The organism is Stenotrophomonas sp. GL_111 (assembly GCF_057835245.1).
In genome coordinates this window covers 1,532,296-1,551,145 of sequence record NZ_CM174421.1, presented here as the reverse complement: position 1 = coordinate 1,551,145, position 18,850 = coordinate 1,532,296, and the positions used below count along the sequence as shown (strand labels likewise).

Here is an 18,850-nt window from a genome sequence, read left to right as displayed (position 1 = left end):
GCTTGATCATGCGCAGATGGGTAGACTGCCGACATGAATGCTGTCGCCCCTCCTGTTGATCCGCGCCGCGCCCAGTTGCGCCGCCTCAAACTGATTGCGCTGGCGATGTTGCTGGCGATGTTGGCCGGCTTCGTGATCAGCCACCTGCAGGGCGAACGCGGCATCTGGGCCTGGGTCTCGGCCTTCTGCGAGGCCGCCGCGGTGGGTGCACTGGCCGACTGGTTCGCGGTGGTGGCGCTGTTCCGCCGCCCGCTGGGCCTGCCGATCCCGCATACCGCGATCATCCCGCGCAGCAAAGAGCGCATCGCCGACAGCCTGGCGGTATTCGTGCGCGACCAGTTCCTGGAACCGCAGGCGCTGCTGGCGCGGTTGCAGGTGTTCGACCCGGCCAGCCGGCTGGGTAGCTGGCTGGCCGACCCGGCCCGCTCGCGGCTGCTGGCCGATATGGCCCGCGGCTGGGCCCTGCAGGCGCTGGATTTCCTGGATGAAGCCGCGGTCCGGCGCAGCATCCAGGGCTTCGTGATCCAGCAGCTGCGGCAATGGAACGCCGCCGCCACCGCCGGCGAACTGCTCGGCCTGCTTACCGCCGACAACCGCCACCAGCGCGTGCTCGACGAAGGCCTGACCCGGGTCAGCGAGTGGCTGGATACCGAGGCCGTCAAGCAGCGCGCGTCTGAACTGATCGTGCGCTACATCCAGCGCGAGTGGCCCAAGCTGGCCAGCACGGTCAACTGGGTCAAACCGATCGATGAGATCGGCGACAGCCTGGCCGAGCGCCTGGCCCATGCGGTGTTGGCCGAGGCGCAGCAGATCCTGGCCCAGCCCGAGCATCCACTGCGGCGCGACTACGAAACCTGGCTGGCCGACTACATCCAGCGCCTGCGCAGCGACCCGGCGCTGGCCGAGAAGATCGACCAGATCAAGCAGCAGATGATCGACCACCCGGCCGTGCAGGAGTACGTGCAGGGCCTGTGGGAGCGCATCCACGCCAGCCTGCGCGCGGACCTGTCCAGCGAAGACTCGGCACTGGCCGGCCACCTGCGCCGCAGCCTGGCCGCGGTCGGCCAGGCGCTGCAGGACGATCCCTCGTTGCGCGAGGCCCTCAACCAGCACCTGATGGACGGCGCCGAGCGCCTGACCAGCCGCCTGCGCGACGGGGTCACCCAGCACATCGCGCAGACCGTCAAGAGCTGGGACGAGCGCCATCTGGTGGAGCAGCTGGAACTCAGCGTCGGGCGCGATCTGCAGTTCATCCGCTTCAACGGCACCCTGGTCGGCGGCCTGATCGGCCTGCTGCTGCACGCGCTCACGGTGTGGATGCACTGGTAGCCGGGGGCGGCGCGGCAACTTGACAGTTTGACCGGCTGTTTTTGCGATGTGGTTCGCGTATTCTGCCGCGCATTCCGGGCTGGAACGGCCCACAGGGGGAATCGTGCGAAGGATCATTCTGACGCTGGCGCTGTGTGCGCTGGCCTGCAACGCCCATGCCGGGCGCGTCTACAAATGTGCCGCCGCTGGCCAGACCATCTACCAGACCGTGCCCTGCCCACCCGAGCAGGACACCGGCGTGACCCGGCCGATCACCAAGGACCCCAAGCTGAGCTGGGAGGAACGCAGCCGCGCCCAGCGCGACCTGTACCAGGCCCGCCGGCGCATGCAGGCCGATGCCGGCCGCGGCCAACCGCCGGTGCGCGGCTCGGTGATCGACGGCTCGGTCGACCCGGAACAGTGCGAAGAACTGCGCCTGCGCCGCGACATCGGCGAGACCTTCGGCCGCAAGGCGCCCGCGCATATCGACGACTCGATCAAGAAGGCCTGCGCGAAGCGGTGAGGCCGTGGCCCCTACCCCGCCACCCCACGCACCGCCGCCACCAGCGCGTCCATCTGCGCCGGTGTGCTGAAGATGCCGGGCGTGGCGCGCAGGCAGGCGCCGGAGGCCAGCCCTTCGCGCGGCACCACGAATACGCCGGACTGCTTGACCATGCGTTGGGCGGTGGCGGTGTTGGCGGCCATCGTGGTCTGCCCACGCAGCCGGAAGCTGGCGATGGCACTGGAGAGCCGTGGGTCGGGCGCGGCCAGCAGCTGGATCCGTTCGTCGTCGCGCAGGGCATCGAGCCATTGGTTGCGCAGCCGCAGCAGGCGCGCGCGCTTGTTGGCCACGCCGATCTGCTGGTGCAGGTCCAGCGCAACCGGCAGCGCCATGTACGCGGCGAAGTTGACCGTGCCGGTATGGATGCGGGTGCGGATGTCGTCGTGGTCGGCCTCGCCCATGTACGGGTCGAGATCACGCACGCGACCGCGGCGCACGTAGATCGCGCCCACGCCGACCGGGGCACCGATCCATTTGTGCAGGTTGATGCCCACGAAATCCACGCCCAGCTCGCGCAGCGGGGTATCGACCTGGCCGATGCCGTGCGCCGCATCCAGAATCACCTCGGCACCCGCCGCGCGTGCCAACGCGGCGATCTGCGCCACCGGCAGCCGCATGCCGTTGCGGTGGTTGACCTGGGTGAGCAGCAGCAGGCGCGTGCGCGGGTAGCGTGCCAGCGCCTGCCGATACGCCTCGATGATGCCGTCGTGGTCGAACGGCTCGGGCAACGCGATCCGCTGCACCTGCACGCCGCGGCGCTGCTGCAACCACTGCATCGCCATGATCATGCTGTCGTAGTCGGTATCGGCGTACAGCACGGTGTCGCCGGGGGCGAGCCGGTGGAAGCCCCCGATCAGCGCCTGCATCGCCTCCGTCGCGCCGCGGGTCAGCGCGATTTCGTCGGTGTCCACGCCCAGCGCCTGCGCCAATTGCACGCGTGCGTGTTCGAACAGCGGCGGGAAGGCCAGCCGGCCGAACCAGGCATTGCCGGCATTCACCGTGGCAGTGGCCTGCTGGTAGGCCTGCAGCACCGGGCGCGCCATCGCGCCCCAGTAGCCGTTGTCGAGCATCACCACGTCATCGGTGAGGTCGTACAGCGCGCGCACCTGGCCCCACCAGGCCTCATCGCCGGCCAACTGCGCCGGGGTGCGCCCAGCGATCGGCGGCAGTGCAGGCATGTCAGCGGCCATCGTGGTGCCCATCGCCGCACTGGCCAGCGGCAAGGCCAGCGCGCCGCGCAGCAGATGGCGTCGTTGCCGGTCCATCAGTAGCGGATCCGGTATTCGGCGTAAACATTGCGGCCGTCGGTGTCATACGGCGCATTGCGCGAATAGATCAGGCCGCGGCTGGCCTGGAAATTGGCCTCGTCGGGATAGCGGTTGAACAGGTTGTCCGCGCCGATCCGCAGGGTCTGCTGCTCGGTGACGCGCAGGCTGACCGCCAGGTCGAAGAAGGTCATCGCACCGAAGCGCTGGAAGATGTCGCCAGTGGCATTGCCCGAGGAATCGGTCCATGCGCCGTAGTATCGCAGCTTGCCGAGCAGACTCCAGCGGCCCAGTGCGTAGGTGCTGCTCAGGGTGGCCTTGTGCTCGGGCAGGCGCTCTTCGAAGATGCGCCGCTGGCTGTCATTGGTGGCCACGCCGGTGCGGCCGCCATCAACGCGGGTCTGGTTGTAGTTGTAGCCCAGGGTGGTGCTCAGCGTGCCGCTGCCCAGTGCGGTGGTGTGGCTGCCGACCACGTCGATACCGCGCGTGGTGGTGTCGAAGTCGTTGGTGTAGAAGCTCACCGAGGTGTAGGCCAGCGGATTGGGCACGCCGGCCGGCACCGCGAACGAGGCCGACTGGCTGAAGCGGTCGGTGACCTTGATGTCATACAGGTCCACCGAGCCGGAGAAGCCCAGGCCCGTCTTCCAGGTCAGGCCCAGCGAAGCGGTGCGCGATTGCTCGGGCTTCAACGGCTGCGCGCCGAGCTGGATCGCCAGCGGATCGCTCGGCGACAGGCGCCCGGTGGTGAACACCTGCAACGTCACCGTATCCAGGCCCTGCTGGGTGCTCTGGGTATACAGCTGGCCCGGCGTGGGCGCGCGGAAGCCGGTGGACACCGAGCCGCGCAGGGCCAGGTCCGGGGTGAACTCGAAGCGCGTGGACAGCTTGCCGTCGATGCTTTCGCCGAACGCGGAGAAGTGCTCGTAGCGCGCGGCCGCGCCCAGTGTCCAGCGCGCGGTCAGCGGCGCTTCGACGTCGATGTAGGCCGCGCGGCTGCGCTGGCTCCAACGCCCGGCGTTGGCCGCACTGAACCCCGGTGCGCCGTTGGCGCCGCCGGCCAGGCCGGTGACCGCGCCCGGCCCGATCGCATAGGACGCCGGGTCGCCGGCATCCACGCCGTAGGTTTCCTCGCGCGTCTCGGCACCGAAGGCGATGTTGATCGGCGCAGTCAACGCGCTCACCGGCAGCGAATACACCACGTCGGCATTGAGGTTCTTTTCCACCTGCGACAACCGGCCGAGGTAGAACGCGGTCGGGCTGGCCGGGCCGAGCGAGGCATTGATCGAGTTGCCCAGCGTGTAGTCGATCTCATTGCGCCCGTACGAACCGCTCACATCCCAGCGCCAGCGCTCGCCCCAGTAGCCGCGCAGGCCAAGAACGCCCTGCAGGTCGTCCTGTTCGTTGCCGTACTTGGGGCTGAACCCGGTCGGGTACAGGCTGCGCGCGTTCCAGCCGGGGAATACGCGGCTGGGGTTGTAGACCGAGGCGGTGCCATCGGGGTTGCGCCAGTTGAAATCGCTGAGGCCTTCGCTGTGCCCATACAGGCCGAAGCCGTATAGGTCGATGCTGTCGTTCAAGGCCAGGTTGAGGTTGAAGCCCGCGTGGCGGTTCTCCAGGTCCGGCTGGCCCCAGCGCTGCACCGGATCGGGCACGACCAGATCCGGATGCGCCTTCTGGAAGGCGATGGCATCGGCGCGCTGGCGGCTGCGCGAGGTGGCATCGGATTTGTCCCAGTCGGCAAACAACGACAGACTGCCCTTGTCGCCGAGCGCGAAGCCATGGCGACCACCGATCTTGCGGCCACGGCCGTCGCCTTCGCTGTACTCGGACAGGCCCAGCGACAGTTCGCCGCCGACGCGGTCGTCGAGGATGATGTTGATCACACCGGCGATGGCGTCCGAGCCGTACTGCGCCGAGGCACCATCGCGCAGCACTTCGATGCGCTGGATCGCGTGCACCGGAATCTGCGCCAGGTCCGGGCCCTGCGCACCACGCGCGCCCAGCAGCGCCGAGCGATGGAAGCGACGGCCGTTGACCAGCACCAGGGTCTGGTCCGGCGACAGCCCGCGCAGCGTGGCCGGGCGCACGAACACCAGGCCATCGTTCATCGGCATGCGCTGCACCACAAAGGAAGGCACCAGCTGTGCCAGCACGTCATTGAGATCGGACGACTCGATCGCCTGGATGTCTTCCTGTGAGAACACATCCACCGGCGCCAGCGTGTCGAACTGCGTGCGGTTGCTGCCGCGCGTGCCGGTGACGATCATCGTGTCCAGGGTGGCGGGGGCCGCGGCATTCCCTGCCGGGGCGGTCTCGGCGCGCCCTTCGGCGACCATGACCAGGGAAACAACGGACACAACGGCAACCGCCAACGCACTGCGCTTCACGTGCAACTCCGGGAACGACAGAAGGGGATTGCGCCGAGCACAACGCTCAAAACGCGTGAGCATTCTGTGCAGGGCACATGTCCCGTCAGTGACATTCCCGCGCACCCCGGATGACGCGTCCGCGCGCCCGTCATCACACTTGCCTAACGAAATGATAATGACTATCATTCGCTCATCGGCTGTACGCCTAGCCTACCGGGTCAACGAGCTGCGCACCGCGCTCCGGCCCTGCCCCGTGTACACCCTCTGATTTTCGCTTCCGTGCCGTGCGTGCTGCCGATGGCGGCTTTGCCCTGCGCGGAATCCATCCGGCAGCACGGCTGCCGACAGGGCATCGCGCTTCGGTCGCGGCCCGCAATGGAATGCGTGTTGCCGCTTGACCACCCTGGAACCCTGCCTGCCATGATCGCCCGTTCGTTGTCGCCGCTGTCCCGACCTTCCCTGCTCGCCCTCGCGCTGGTGGCCGCCCTCGCCGGCCATGTGCCGCTGGCCCTGGCCGATGCCCCGGCGGACGATGCCACCACGCTGGACACGGTCAAGGTCACCGCCGACGGCGATGTTCCCACGTCCTATACGGTCAAGCAGGCGCGCACCGCGACCAAGCTGGACCTGTCGCTGCGCCACACCCCGCAGTCGGTCACGGTGGTTACCCGCCAGCGTCTGGATGACATGGGCCTGTTCGCGCTGTCCGATGTGATGGGCCAGGTCACCGGCGTGCACGTGGCAGTTACCGACAGCGAGCGCATCAACTACGTTTCGCGCGGCTACAACATCACCAATTTCCAGGTCGATGGGATGCTCAACACCTTCGGTGGCTACATCAAGACCAACACCGACAGCGTGATCTACGACCGCATCGAAGTGGTACGCGGTGCCACCGGCCTGACCACCGGTGCAGGTGATCCCTCGGGCACCATCAACATGGTGCGCAAGCGCCCGACCGATGAAGTGGCGATGAGCGCCAATCTGACCCTCGGCCGCTGGGGCAACCAGCGCCTGGAGATGGACCTGGGTGGCCCGATCGCACTGGACGGCCGTGTGCGCGCGCGCGTGGTGGCGGCCAAGCAGCAGAGCGATTCCTTCCGTGACGTGTACCGCCTGGACAAGGACGTGTTCTACGCCATCGTGCAGGCCGACCTGACCGACAGCACCCTGCTCGAAGCCGGTTACGAATACCAGTCGCCGGAAACCAAGGGCGTCACCTGGGGCGTGCTGCCGTACTGGGGCGTGGATGGCCAGCCGGCCAACCTGCCGCGCTCGACCAACCTGTCGGCCAAGTGGAGCAGCTGGCCGATCGTGGAAAAAACCGCCTTCGCGCGCCTGGAACAGCAACTGGGCAACGGCTGGGCACTCAAGGGCAGCTTCACCCGCTCCAAGCGCGAGACCGAAGGCAACGTCTGGTACGGCGCCTCCGGTTACCCGCGCCCGGACGGCAGCGGCGTAATCGCCTACATCGGCGCTTTCGGCGAGCGTGCCGACATGCAGGTGTTCGATTTCAATGCCGGTGGCCCGTTCCGCCTGTTCGGCCGCGAGCACGAGCTGGTGGTGGGTGTCGGCCAGTCCGTGCGCAAGGGCGAAGTGCCGGATTCGTCGGGCGTGGACTACGCGCCGGGTTATGACAACGTGCCGGACTGGCGGCACTGGACCGGCGATGTCGCACCGCTGGATGTCACCCGCTACAGCTGGCTGCAGTCCGAAGACGAGCTGAAGCAGCGTGCCGCCTACGTGGCCGCGCGCCTGCAGCTGGCCGACCCGCTGCTGGCCGTGCTCGGCGCCCGCTACGGCAACTGGGAAACCCGTTCCTGGACCTACACCCACGACGCCAACGGCACCCTGACCGGCGCCACCCGGGGCGGCTACAAGCCGGATGATTCGCTGACCCCCTACGCCGGGTTGATCTACGATTTCGCCCGCGATTTCAGCGTGTATGCCAGCTACACCGACATCTTCCAGCCGCAGAACTACCGCGACCGCAACAACACCTACCTCGAGCCGGTGGTGGGCGACATGTGGGAAGCCGGCGTCAAGGGCGAGTTCTTCGGCGGCCGCCTGAACGCCTCCGCGGCGATCTTCAAGGGCCTGAAGGACAACGTGGCCGAGGTCGATGACTCGGTGCCGGAAGGCTCGCTGCCCGATGGCAGCACCGCCTACCGCTCCACCGGCAAGGGCAACAAGGTCAAGGGCTGGGAGCTGGAAGCGCAGGGCAGCATCAGCGAAAGCTGGAACCTGTCGGCCGGCTATACCCACACCACCATCCGCAACCAGCAGGGCGTGCGCCAGAACACCACCACCCCGGTGGATACCTTCCGGCTCAACACCAGCTGGCGACCCAGCGGTGCCTGGAGCAAGCTCAGCCTGGGTGGCGGCGTGACCTGGCAGAGCGAGATCTGGCGCCTGTCCAACCGCCCGGCGGCCGACTACGCCACCAGCCGCAAGACCTACAAGTCGGCCATCACCCAGGAGTCGTTCTTCCTGGTCAGTGCCTTCGCCGGCTACCAGTTCAACGAGAATTTCTCGGCCCAGCTCAATATCAACAACCTGCTCGACAAGAAGTACTACAGCAACGTGGGTTTCTACGACGGCGTGTACTGGGGTGAGCCGCGCAATGTGCGGTTGAACCTGCGCTGGAAGCTGTAACCGCTCTCCAAGGGAACCATCGCCACGTGCGATGACACGGCCACGGACGGCCACTCTTTCATCCATCACCGGCCCTGGCCGGTGATGTCCGTTGTTCGACTCGACATCGTAGGTTCCCGTGGACAGCACGCCTGACGCCAGCTGGTTTACCCGCATCGGTAGTTTCTTCACCCGCCCCTGGCTGGGCGTGTTGTCACGCTCGCTGGCCGCGATCCTGGGCGGCTACGCGCTGGCCGCGACGTGTTCGATGTTCTTCGCCGTCGCCCTGCCGATCGCGCGTGGCCAGGCGGTGCTGACCGGCATGCTGGTGGCCATCGTGCTGTGTGCGTGCGCGGCGCTGTGGGCCTTCGCCACGCGCACCGCGCTGCGCGCCTGGGTCGGCATCCTGATTCCCACCGCGTTGTTGTGGTTGGGCACCGAACTGCTGAGGGCCAGCGCATGAAGAACGGATTCCGCCAATCGATGGCGTGGCTGCACACCTGGACCGGGTTGTTGGTGGGCTGGCTGCTGCTGCTGATCTTCATGGCCGGCACGGCCAGCTACTACCGCGAGGAAATCAGCCGCTGGATGCGTCCGGAGCTGCCGCGCAGCACGGTCAGCGCCGACGTCGCCGCCGAGCGTGCGATCCAGTTCCTGCAGCACAAGGCACCACAGGCCGAAAGTTGGAACGTCAGCCTGCCTGACGCACGCAATCCGGCCATGCGCATGTTCTGGCGCAACCCCGAATCGATGGTGAAGCCGCCGGCCGAAGGCGAGAAGCGCAGCCGCCGCGGCGGTGGCCGCTTCGGCGATGCCACGGTGGACCCCAACAGCGGGCAGGAAGTGGCCGCGCGCGAAACCCGTGGCGGTGACTTCTTCTACCGCCTGCACTTCGACCTGCACTACATCCCGGTGCTGTGGGCGCGCTACCTGGTGGGCTTCTGCGCGATGTTCATGCTGGTGGCGATCATCACCGGGGTGATCACCCACAAGAAGATCTTCAAGGACTTCTTCACCTTCCGCAAAGACAAAGGCCTGCGTTCCTGGCTGGATTTCCACAACGTCAGCGCGGTGATGGCCCTGCCCTACCACGCGATGATCACCTACACCGGCATCGTGACCCTGATGTTCATGTACCTGCCGTGGGGCGTGAATGTGGCCTATCCCAAGGATGAGGACGCCTTCTTCAGCGAAGCCTTCGCGCGCCTGGCCGACATCGAGACGCCGGCCGAGGGTCGCGCCGCCGCACAGCCGATCCAGCAGCTGCTGGACAGCGCCCGTGCCGAGTGGAAAGGCGCCGACGTCGGCGGCTTTACCCTGTACCACCCCGGCGCAGCCAATGCGGTGATCGACATCCAGCAGCGCGACGGCAAGCGCCTGTCGGTGGATACCCCCTCGCTGCGCTACAACGCGGTCAGCGGTGCGCTGATCGAGGCCAGCCCGGCATCCGGCGGCGCCACCCAGACCCGCGGGGTGATGTACGGCCTGCACCTGGCCCGCTTCGCCGACTGGGGCCTGCGTGCGCTGTTCTTCCTGTCCGGCCTGATCGGTTGCCTGATGGTGGCCAGCGGCGTGGTGCTGTGGGCGGTGAAGGAACGGCCCAAGCATGCCAAATCCGGCAAGATCGGCTTCGGCCTGCGCCTGGTCGACGCGCTCAACATCGGCGCGGTGGCCGGCCTGCCGATCGCGTTCGCCGCCTACTTCTGGGGCAACCGCCTGCTGCCGCTGCAGATGGCCGAGCGTGCCACCGCCGAGGCCAACGTGTTCTTCTACGCCTGGGGTGCGGCGCTGCTGGCGGCCTTCCTGTGGCCCAAGCGCCTGATGTGGGCCTGGCAGTTGTACCTGGGCGCGGCGATGTTCGCGCTGATCCCGGTGGTCAATGCGCTGACCACCCATGCCCACCTCGGCGTGACGCTATTCAATGGCGACTGGGTGCTGGCCGGGTTCGATCTGATGATGATCGCCTTCGGCGCGATGCTGGCCTATTGCGGGCTGCGCATGCAGCGCTGGCAGCCGGCCTTGAGTGCGGCGGAGAAGAAGAAGCGGCAGGTGGCTGCTGCGGCGGCGGCTGCTGCTGCGGCTGCGGCCAAGGCCGACGCCGACGCGGAGGTCAGCGCATGATGCTGCTGGCGATCACGTTGAGCTTTTCCGCGTTCACCGCGTTGTCGCTGGCGATGGAAAAGCACCAGCTCGACCTTCACGGCAAGGCCGCCGCCGCGCCCCCACGCCGCCGGCGGTGGCAGGTGCTGGGCTGGGCGCTGCTGACGGTGTCGTTCGCGGTGTGCGTATGGGATCACGGCTGGGCAATCGGCCCGGTGCTGTGGTTGGGCGCACTGACCATCAGCGGCATGCTGATCGCCTTTGGCCTGTATCCGTTCCGGCCACGTTGGATCGCGCCGCTGGCGTGGGCGTTGCCGGTGGTGGGGTTGGCAGCCGCGCTGCTCTGAGCGCGACGGGTGGAACCACGCCATGCGTGGCTGCCCTCTGTTCCGGCGTCATCAACCCTGCGGGTTGGCTTCGATCGTTGCTGCTTAGCCACGCATGGCGTGGCTCTACCTTCGGGCATCACGAAACCTGCGGGTCGGTTTCGATCATTGCGGCGTAGCCACGCATGGCGTGGCTCTACCTGTCGGGCTCAGGCGCCGTAGCGGCGCAGTTCCCAGGCGCGATGGATGCGCGGGTTGCGCTCGAAATCGTCGCCGATGGTGTCGGCGGAGATTTCCTTGCACTCGGCGAATTCCTTGATCGCTTCTTCGTCCAGCTTGAAACGACGGAAATTGTTCGAGAAGTACAGCACGCCTTCCGGGCTCAAACGCGCCACCGCTGCACGCAGCAGGCGCACGTGTTCACGCTGCACGTCGAAATCATCGGCGCGCGCGGAGTTGGAGAACGTCGGCGGATCGCAGAAGATCACGTCGAAACGGTGACGTTCGGCTTCCAGCCAGGCCAGCGCATCGGCCTGGATCAACTGGTGCTGGCTGCCGCCCTTGCCGTTCAAGGCCAGGTTGTCGGCACACCACTGCAGGTAGGTGCCGGACAGGTCCACGCTGGTGGTGGTGGCCGCGCCGGCCACCGCCGCCTGCACCGTGGCCACGCCGGTGTAGCAGAACAGGTTGAGGAACCGCTTGCCGATCGCTTCCTGGGCCATGTGCCAGCGCAGCGGACGATGGTCCAGGAACAGGCCGGTGTCCAGGTAATCGAACAGGTTCACGCGCAGCAGCGCATCGTTCTCGCGGACCAGCACGAACTCGCCGCGCTGTTCGAAGCGGCCGTACTTGCTGCCACCCTTGCCGCGCTCGCGCGACTTCAGCGCGACCTGTTCGGCCGGCACCTGGAATACCTCGCGCGCGGCCGACAACAATTCGTTGCGGCGGCGGCGCACGTCCACGTCGGGAATGGTGGCCGGCGCGGCATATTCCTGCACATGCAGGAAGGTGCGGCGCGCGCCGCCGTCCTCTTCATAGACGTCGATGGCCGCTGCGTATTCCGGCAGGTCGGCATCGTAGACGCGGTAGCAGCTGATGCCTTCGCGGCTGCGCCAGTTCTTGAATTTCTTGATGTTCTTGCGCAGGCGGTTGGCCACCATCTGCGCGCCTTCGCTCAACTCGCGCGGCTGGCCGGCGTTCTCACGCTGCGGCACCGCGATCGGATCGCAGACGATCAGCGCGCATTCGATCGCGCCGTTGAACAACTGGTATTTCTTGCCGGCGCGCAGACCGGTGGCGAAAGCCAACTCGGCATTGCCGCACAGCAGGCTGGCGCGCCACTGCGGCACCGCGCGCTTGAGCGCATCGCCGAGGCGACGGTACAGCACCGCGTCGGCGGCCAGGCGCTCGTCGTAGGGCGGGTTGCAGACCACACAGCCGGTTTCCTGCGGCGGCACCTGCACCTCGGCCACGTCACGCACGCCGAACCAGATTGCCTCGGACACCCCGGCGGTTTCGGCGTTGTCCTTGGCCGCGCGGATCGCATGCGGGTCGATGTCGCTGCCGTGGATGACCTGCTTGAGCGCGGCGCGCCCGGCGATTTCGCGCGCACGCGCGTCATCCATCAGGCCATTCCAGGCCTCGCGGTCAAAGCCCAGCCAGCGGCTCGGCGGAATGCTGCCGTGGCGCTGCAGGCCGGGGGCGACGTCGGCGGCCATCAGCGCGCCTTCGATCAGCAGCGTGCCGCTGCCGCACATCGGGTCGAGCAGACCACCGCCTTCGGCGTGGATCTTCGGCCAGTTGGCGCGCAGCAGCACGGCGGCCGCCAGGTTTTCCTTCAGCGGCGCTTCGTTCTGCGCCATGCGCCAACCGCGGCGGTGCATCGGGCCACCGCCCAGGTCGATGGAGATGGTGGCACGGCCCTTGCGCAGCGACAGGTTGATGCGCACGTCCGGGAACTCGGTGTTCACCGACGGCCGTTCCAGCCCCTTCGAGCGCAGGCTGTCGACCACGCCGTCCTTGACCCGCTGCGCGGCGAAGCGCGCGTGGGTGATCTCGGTGCCCGACACATGCGCGTCCACCGACAGGGTCAGCTCCGGGCTGATGTGCCGTTCCCACGCCATCGCCGACACGCCCTGGTACAGCGAGCCTTCGTCCGGGCAGTCGAACTCGGTCAGCGGCCACAGCACGCGGCTGGCCAGGCGCGACCACAGCACGACCTGCAGCGCCTGCGGCAGCTCGCCTTCGGCGTTGACGCCGGAAATGGTGGCGGTGGCCTTGTCCAGGCCGAGCGCCAGCAGTTCATCGGCGAGCAGGTACTCCAGGCCCTTGGCGCAGGAAACAAAGAATTTCACGGGATCGGTATCGCAGGTCAGCGGAAAGAGGGTGCCAGCGGGCACGGCAGGCAGCCCGACGCGGACGTCGGGACCGGCATTGTACGTGACCGGGCCGGAATCGCCCTGACCGGCGCCCCGCAGCCGAGCGCCCCTGGTAGTGCCGGCCGCTGGCCGGCGCCCTGCAAATCACCCTCAAAGCGACAGCAGCAGTTCCTCGAACGCCCGCGCCGAAGCCTCCACGTGGTTGTTCAGGCGGTGCCCGTCATCGACCAGCAGCAGCCGCGCCGCGCGCGCCTGGGCCCAGCCGATCACCTCGGCCGGCGGAATCAGCTCGTCGTGCCAGGCGTGCACCACGCTGATCGGCACCTTGGCCGCCTCCAGCGCCGGCATCGGGCCCATCTTCGTCGGCGGCACCAGCAGGAACAGACCCGCAGTGGGTACCTGCAGCGAGGCGATCGCCGAGATGTAGGCGCCCAGGCTCAACCCGGCCAGCACCACCGGACCACGTTCCGCCGCAGCCTTGGCCAGGCCAAGCAGGCGCTGCAGGCGGGCCGGCACGTCGCCGACGCTGCTGACCTGGCGCATCGCGTCCAGGTCGGTGTAGTCCGGACGCTCGTGGGTCCAGCCCAGGCGCTGGGCCACCTCGGCCAGCGCGGTCACCTTGGTGGCGTCCGGGCCGCTTTCAAAACCGTGGGAAAGAATGCAGTGGCCGCGGCTCATGCAGGCACCGCGCGGGAATGGATAGGAGCGTTCATGACGGAATGCTAGCATCGCCGCATGCCCCATCGCGCGCCGCCCCCGATCGCTCCAGAGCCCCTGCCCTACGTGGACCGGCTGCTGCCGCGCGGGCTCGACCAGATCGATCTGGTGGTCATCCACTGCACCGAACTGCCCGACCTGGCGATGGCACGCACGTATGGCGAACGCGTGCTGTACGACAGCGGCAGCGGCAACAGCGGGCACTACTACATCGACCGCGATGGCCGCATCGTGCAGTACGTGGGCGACGACCGCGTGGCCCACCACGTGACCGGCTACAACCCGCGCTCGATCGGCATTGAACTGGTCAACCGTGGGCGCTATCCGCACTGGCTGGATTCGCGCCACCAGGCCATGGACGAGGTCTACCCGGACCTGCAGATTGCCGCCCTGATCGATCTGCTGCAGCACCTGTGCACACAGCTGCCGGCGCTGCGCCATATCGCCGGCCACGAGTGGCTGGATACCCGCGAGGAAGTGGCCAGCGATGATCCGGAGCGGCGGGTGCCGCGCAAACGCGATCCCGGCCCGTTGTTTCCGTGGCCGCGCGTGCTGGCGGCCACGGCGCTGCAGCCGTTGAAGTAGGCGAAGGACGTCGGCCAGCGCCCCGGTTTACGGCCCGGTGGCGACCGGGCGGGTGGCATCGCTGACCCAGCCGCTCCACGAATCGGCATAGACCCGCGCGCCGGAGAGACCGGCCACTTCCATCGCCAGCAGCAGATGGCAGGCTGTTACTCCCGAGCCACACATCACCACCACCTGCGCCGGATCGTGGGTGCCGATCAACGGCTGCAGGGCCGCGCGCAGATCGGCCGCCGGACGCAGCCGGCCCTCATGCAGGTTGAGCGCGAACGGCCGGCTGACCGCACCCGGCACGTGCCCGGCGACCGGATCCAGCGGCTCGACTTCGCCACGGAAACGCTCGCCCGCGCGCGCGTCCAGCAACCAGCCCGGGGAATGCTTGAGGCGGGCGGCGACTTCTTCGGCCGAGGCGATCTGGCGGAGGTCGAAGCGGCCGGGGTATGGCGGCAAGGCGGTCACCTGCGGCAGCTCGGTGCTGAGCGGCAGGCCGGCGGCCTGCCACGCGGCCAGCCCCCCATCGAGCACCGCCACGCGAGTGTGCCCGATCAGGCGCAACAGCCACCACAGGCGCGCGGCGGCCATGCTGCCATCGGCCGCGTCATGCACCACCACCTGGGTGTCCGGGCCAATCCCCCACGTGCCCAACCGAGCGGCGAAGGTGTCGCTTTCCGGCACGGGGTGGCGGCCCTGGCCAGGCTTGTCCAGGTCGGCCAGGTCGCGGTTGAGATCGGCATGCACCGCGCCGGGGATATGGCCCTGCGCATACGCCTGGGCACCGGAATGTGGATCGGCCAGCGCAAAGCGTGCATCCAGCACACGCAACGCCGTGCTGGCGGTGGCGCGTGCATCCAGCACCCGCGCCTCACCCTGCGCCAGCGCGGTGGCCAGTTGCTGCACATCCACCAGGGTGGACCAGTCGGAAGACGAAGCGCTCATTCGGTCTGCTCCAGGCGGCGACGCAGGTTGTAGAGGATGGCAGCGGTAGCGCCCCAGATGCGCTGGCCCGGCCAGGTGTACTCGAGCACATGGCGGATCCGGCCACGATGGTTGATCTCGACCTGGTGCAGGTTGCCCGGCTCCATCAGGTAGGCCAGCGGCACCTCGAAGACCTCGGCCACTTCGGCCGGTTCGGGCACCGCCACGAAACGCGGATCGATCACCGCCACCACGGGCATCACCCGATAGCCGGTGATGGTCACGAAGGGGTCCAGATAGCCCAGCACCTGGACCTGGTCCGCGCCCAGCGCGATCTCTTCCTGGCTCTCGCGCAGCGCGGCGGCCACCGCATCGCGGTCGTCCGGCTCGGTGCGCCCACCGGGAAACCCGACCTGGCCACCATGCTGGCGCAATGTCTCGGTGCGCCGGGTCAGGATCACCTGCGCACCATCGGCGCGCGGCACGATGCCGGCCAGCACCGCCGCTTCCACCGGAGGACCGGGCGGCAACAGGTCAATCAGTTCGCTGCGGTTCCAGCCATCCCCCGACGGGGGCTGGTCCAGCGGATGCAGCGCGCGCAGCAGGCGCTCGTGTTCGGCCAGCGAACCGCGCAGCGATTGCCGCAGTTGTTCGCGCAGGGGCAACGCATGCTGCATGAGGTGATGGTGTTCGTGTCGGCTCATGGTTCGCCAGCGGCTGATTTCATCCATGTTGCGCAGGCACCCGGTGCACAGCCCGGCGCGATCCAGCGCACAGATGCCGATGCAGGGAGTGGGCAGTGCATGCGCGGGAGTTTCCATGGAGGGCACCGGGCAACAGTAGCGCGAATACCGGTGGTTTGCGCGCGTGCGTGCATCGCCCACCGCGTGGATCGCGGAAACAAAAAACGCGCCGGTGATGACACCGGCGCGTCGTTTACTTCTGTGTGTCGTGTTACTTGACGCTGATCAGCTTGATTTCAAACTGCACGGCGACGTTCGGCGGGAACGGGGTACGCGGGTCGGCACCGTAGGCCTGTTCCGGCGGCAGGGTGACTTCCCACTTCGAACCGGCCGGCATCAGCAGCAGCGCTTCGCGCATGGCCTTCATCTCGACTTCGCTCACCTTCATCGCCGGAATCTGCTGCGGCGGGCGGGCTTCGGCCGGACGGGTGCCGTACGGGTACGGGCCAGCGACTTCCAGCTGCACGGTGCTGGCCTGGGTGGGCTTGGCGCCCTTGCCGGCTTCAACCACGCGGTACTGCACGCCGCTCGGCAGCGTCTGCACGCCGGCCTTGGCCTTGTTGGCAGCCAGGAACTGGGTGCTCTTGGTCTTGTTGTCGGCAGCGGCCTTGTCGTACTCGGCCTTGGCGGCCTGCGCACGACCCTGCTCGCGCTTCTGGAAGGCTTCGACAGCCGGCTTCAACTGTTCGGCGGTGATCGACGGCTGCTTCTTGGCGTAGGCATCCTGCAGGCCCTTGACCACCGAGTTGATGTCCAGCTGTTCACCGCGCGCGGTCAGCTCAGCCAGGTTGTTGCCGTAGTCGTAACCGAAGTAATAGCTCAGCTTGCCCTTTTCGGACGAAGTGTCCTGGGCGAAGGCATTGCCCGTCAGGGCCAGGGCCGCGACGGCGACCGCGATAGAACGCAACTTCATCAAACGTTTCTCCAGGGGTGGTAACTCAGGACGCGTTGGGCCGCCCTGAGGCGACGGGTTAGGATAGCCGTCGCAACGTTGAACCGCCACTAACGACGCAGCCTCTGACCTGACTTCGTTTCAAGAGTTCAACATCACTTTTTTTTAACGTTTTTCAGGAGCCCCGCCGTGGCCGACGCCCCGATCCCCCTGGCCCCCCTCGAAATTGGCGACGACGGCGCCGTGCGCACCGTGACGGTCAACCGCCCGGACAAGCTCAACGCGCTCAACCGCGAGACCCTGCAGGCCCTGGACGCGGCTTTCGCCGCCGCTGCCGAAGCCCCGCAGATCCGTGTGGTGGTACTGACCGGGGCCGGCCCGAAGGCCTTCGTGGCCGGTGCCGACATCGCTGAAATGAACGGACTGAGCCCGGTTCAGGGTCGTGATTTCTCCCTGATCGGCCAGCAATTGATGCGCCGCATCGAACGCATGCCCAAGCCGGTGATCGCCCGGATCAACGGTTTTGCGCTGGGCGGCGGGCTGGAACTGGCCATGGCCTGCCACCTGCGTGTCGCCGCGGAAACGGCCAAGGTCGGCCAGCCGGAGATCAATCTCGGTCTGATTCCCGGCTTCGGCGGCAGCCAACGACTGCTGCGTCTGTGCGGCCGCGCCGCAGCGCTGGAGCTGTGCCTGCTCGGCGCCCCGATCACCGCCGCGCGTGCGTTGCAGTTGGGCATCGTCAATGAAGTGGTGGCCAGCGATGCACTGGACGCACGTGTGGCCGCGCTGGCGTCGCAATTGGCCCACGCCGCGCCGCTGGCGCTGCGCGGCATCCTCGATGCGATCCACATCGGCGGCGAATGCGCGCTGGGCGAAGGCCTGGAATATGAAAGCGCACAGTTCGGCCTGATGTTCGCCACCGAGGACATGCGCGAAGGCACCTCGGCCTTCCTGGCGCGTCGTCCGCCGGTCTTCCAGAACCGCTGAACCATGCCGCATTCCGATCCCGCCCTGCCCGCCCGCCTGTTGCAGCTGGTGCTTGACGACAATCTCGACGCCGCACTGGCCGCCGGGCTGATGGACTACCAGCCCGCCGCCGGCGATGCACAGCTGCTGCCCGCGCACCCGGAACTGCCCGAGCGCCTGCAGCAGGCGCAGCAGCAGCTGCAGGTGGCCTGGCAGGCGCGCGTGCGTCATCAACAACGCGCACTGCGGCTGGCCCGCCGTGCCGCCGAACGCGAGGCGCGCCGCGCGCCTGCACCAAGCCCCGCACAGAAGCCGGCATTGCCTCCCGCTGCGGCCGCCATCCTGGCCCGGGCCAAGGCCAAAGCAGCCGGGAACCTCTCGTGATGGCGGCTGTACTCAAGGCCCCATCGCGCAGCGCGCGCATGCCCAAGGCCGATGTGATCGAGATGTTCACCCGCCTGCGCGAACTCAACCCGCACCCCAAGACCGAACTGGAATACAGCTCGCCGTTTGAACTGCTGGTGGCGGTGACGTTGTCGGCGCAGGCCACCGATGTCGGGGTCAACAAGGCCACCCGCAAATTGTTCCCGGTCGCCAACACGCCGCAGGCAATCCTGGCGCTTGGCGAGGAGGGGCTGAAGAAGTACATCGCCACGATCGGCCTCTACAACGCCAAAGCGAAGAACGTGATTGCCGCATGCGCGATGCTGGTCGAACAGCACGGCGGCGAAGTGCCGCGCGAGCGTGCCGCGCTGGAAGCACTGCCGGGGGTCGGCCGCAAGACTGCCAACGTGGTGCTCAACACCGCCTTCGGCGAGCCGGTGATGGCGGTGGACACGCACATCTTCCGTGTCTCCAACCGCACCGGGTTGGCCCCGGGCAAGGACGTGCGCGCGGTCGAGGACCTGCTGGTGAAGGTGATCCCGGCCGAGTTCATGCTCGATGCGCACCACTGGCTGATCCTGCACGGGCGCTATGTGTGCAAGGCGCGCAAGCCGGACTGCCCGCAATGCGTGATCCGCGACCTGTGCCGCTTCAAGCAGAAAACCGCCGCCTGAACACGGGCGGCGACTGCCATCTGGACGCAATCCGC

17 protein-coding genes are annotated in these 18,850 nt (G+C 67.7%); 10 read left to right on the top strand and 7 right to left on the bottom strand.

Annotation, left to right across the window (positions count from 1 at the left end; all coding sequences use genetic code 11):
• Positions 1–33: 33 nt before the first annotated feature.
• Both AC3IPM_RS07010 and AC3IPM_RS07005 read left to right on the top strand, forming a co-directional pair.
• Positions 34–1,329, top strand: coding sequence for a DUF445 domain-containing protein (locus AC3IPM_RS07010; RefSeq protein ID WP_489303242.1), 1,296 nt, complete (start codon positions 34–36; stop codon positions 1,327–1,329).
• Positions 1,330–1,432: 103 nt separating this feature from the next.
• Entirely contained in the window at positions 1,433–1,831 is a 399-nt protein-coding gene (locus AC3IPM_RS07005; protein WP_489303241.1) for a DUF4124 domain-containing protein, read from the top strand.
• 11 nt (positions 1,832–1,842) lie between these two features.
• Here AC3IPM_RS07005 and AC3IPM_RS07000 read toward each other — a convergent pair whose 3' ends face one another.
• Positions 1,843–3,135 (bottom strand): aminotransferase class V-fold PLP-dependent enzyme, encoded by a 1,293-nt coding sequence (locus AC3IPM_RS07000; protein ID WP_489303240.1) that lies wholly within the window; start codon positions 3,133–3,135, stop codon positions 1,843–1,845.
• Positions 3,135–5,471, bottom strand: a complete 2,337-nt coding sequence (locus tag AC3IPM_RS06995; RefSeq protein ID WP_489304031.1) for a TonB-dependent receptor plug domain-containing protein — start codon at positions 5,469–5,471, stop codon at positions 3,135–3,137. The genes AC3IPM_RS07000 and AC3IPM_RS06995 overlap by 1 nt, the downstream gene beginning before the upstream one ends.
• 453 nt (positions 5,472–5,924) lie before the next feature.
• On the opposite strand from AC3IPM_RS06995, the gene AC3IPM_RS06990 reads away from it, so the two are divergent.
• From AC3IPM_RS06990 to AC3IPM_RS06975, 4 genes are all read left to right on the top strand, one after another.
• On the top strand, positions 5,925–8,159 hold the full coding sequence (locus AC3IPM_RS06990; RefSeq protein ID WP_489303239.1) for a TonB-dependent siderophore receptor: 2,235 nt from the start codon (positions 5,925–5,927) through the stop codon (positions 8,157–8,159).
• A 118-nt stretch (positions 8,160–8,277) separates the two neighbouring features.
• Complete coding sequence (locus tag AC3IPM_RS06985) at positions 8,278–8,601, top strand: DUF3649 domain-containing protein (RefSeq protein ID WP_489303238.1); 324 nt, start codon at positions 8,278–8,280, stop codon at positions 8,599–8,601.
• On the top strand, positions 8,598–10,259 hold the full coding sequence (locus AC3IPM_RS06980; RefSeq protein WP_489303237.1) for a PepSY-associated TM helix domain-containing protein: 1,662 nt from the start codon (positions 8,598–8,600) through the stop codon (positions 10,257–10,259). The genes AC3IPM_RS06985 and AC3IPM_RS06980 overlap by 4 nt, the downstream gene beginning before the upstream one ends.
• Positions 10,256–10,585: a DUF3325 domain-containing protein gene (locus AC3IPM_RS06975; RefSeq protein ID WP_489303236.1), complete on the top strand. Its 330-nt coding sequence runs from the start codon at positions 10,256–10,258 to the stop codon at positions 10,583–10,585. Before AC3IPM_RS06980 ends, AC3IPM_RS06975 begins: the two co-directional genes overlap by 4 nt.
• A 188-nt stretch (positions 10,586–10,773) precedes the next feature.
• Here AC3IPM_RS06975 and rlmKL read toward each other — a convergent pair whose 3' ends face one another.
• Positions 10,774–12,918: a bifunctional 23S rRNA (guanine(2069)-N(7))-methyltransferase RlmK/23S rRNA (guanine(2445)-N(2))-methyltransferase RlmL gene (gene rlmKL, locus AC3IPM_RS06970; protein ID WP_489303235.1), complete on the bottom strand. Its 2,145-nt coding sequence runs from the start codon at positions 12,916–12,918 to the stop codon at positions 10,774–10,776.
• A gap of 174 nt (positions 12,919–13,092) precedes the next feature.
• Positions 13,093–13,620: a hypothetical protein gene (locus tag AC3IPM_RS06965; RefSeq protein ID WP_489303234.1), complete on the bottom strand. Its 528-nt coding sequence runs from the start codon at positions 13,618–13,620 to the stop codon at positions 13,093–13,095.
• A gap of 57 nt (positions 13,621–13,677) precedes the next feature.
• On the opposite strand from AC3IPM_RS06965, the gene AC3IPM_RS06960 reads away from it, so the two are divergent.
• Positions 13,678–14,244 carry an N-acetylmuramoyl-L-alanine amidase gene (locus AC3IPM_RS06960; RefSeq protein WP_489303233.1) on the top strand — a complete coding sequence of 189 codons (567 nt, stop codon included), beginning with the start codon at positions 13,678–13,680 and terminating at the stop codon, positions 14,242–14,244.
• A gap of 27 nt (positions 14,245–14,271) precedes the next feature.
• Here the strand turns inward: AC3IPM_RS06960 and AC3IPM_RS06955 are convergent, their stop codons facing one another.
• The 3 genes from AC3IPM_RS06955 to AC3IPM_RS06945 form a co-directional block, all read right to left on the bottom strand.
• The gene (locus AC3IPM_RS06955; protein ID WP_489303232.1) at positions 14,272–15,177 is read right to left on the bottom strand and encodes a sulfurtransferase; all 906 of its coding nucleotides are present in this window, start codon (positions 15,175–15,177) and stop codon (positions 14,272–14,274) included.
• Positions 15,174–15,977 (bottom strand): CoA pyrophosphatase, encoded by an 804-nt coding sequence (locus tag AC3IPM_RS06950; protein ID WP_489303231.1) that lies wholly within the window; start codon positions 15,975–15,977, stop codon positions 15,174–15,176. The genes AC3IPM_RS06955 and AC3IPM_RS06950 overlap by 4 nt, the downstream gene beginning before the upstream one ends.
• A gap of 133 nt (positions 15,978–16,110) precedes the next feature.
• The gene (locus tag AC3IPM_RS06945) at positions 16,111–16,812 is read right to left on the bottom strand and encodes an FKBP-type peptidyl-prolyl cis-trans isomerase (RefSeq protein ID WP_489303230.1); all 702 of its coding nucleotides are present in this window, start codon (positions 16,810–16,812) and stop codon (positions 16,111–16,113) included.
• A gap of 183 nt (positions 16,813–16,995) precedes the next feature.
• Here AC3IPM_RS06945 and AC3IPM_RS06940 point away from each other — a divergent pair, with 183 nt between their 5' ends.
• The 3 genes from AC3IPM_RS06940 to nth are packed head-to-tail and all read left to right on the top strand — an operon-like array spanning position 16,996 to position 18,815.
• Positions 16,996–17,778, top strand: a complete 783-nt coding sequence (locus AC3IPM_RS06940; RefSeq protein ID WP_489304029.1) for an enoyl-CoA hydratase/isomerase family protein — start codon at positions 16,996–16,998, stop codon at positions 17,776–17,778.
• 3 nt (positions 17,779–17,781) lie between these two features.
• A complete protein-coding gene (locus AC3IPM_RS06935; RefSeq protein ID WP_489303229.1) occupies positions 17,782–18,141 on the top strand; it encodes a hypothetical protein in 360 nt (119 codons plus the stop codon).
• Positions 18,141–18,815: an endonuclease III gene (nth, locus tag AC3IPM_RS06930; RefSeq protein WP_489303228.1), complete on the top strand. Its 675-nt coding sequence runs from the start codon at positions 18,141–18,143 to the stop codon at positions 18,813–18,815. Before AC3IPM_RS06935 ends, nth begins: the two co-directional genes overlap by 1 nt.
• The last annotated feature ends 35 nt before the right edge of the window (positions 18,816–18,850 follow it).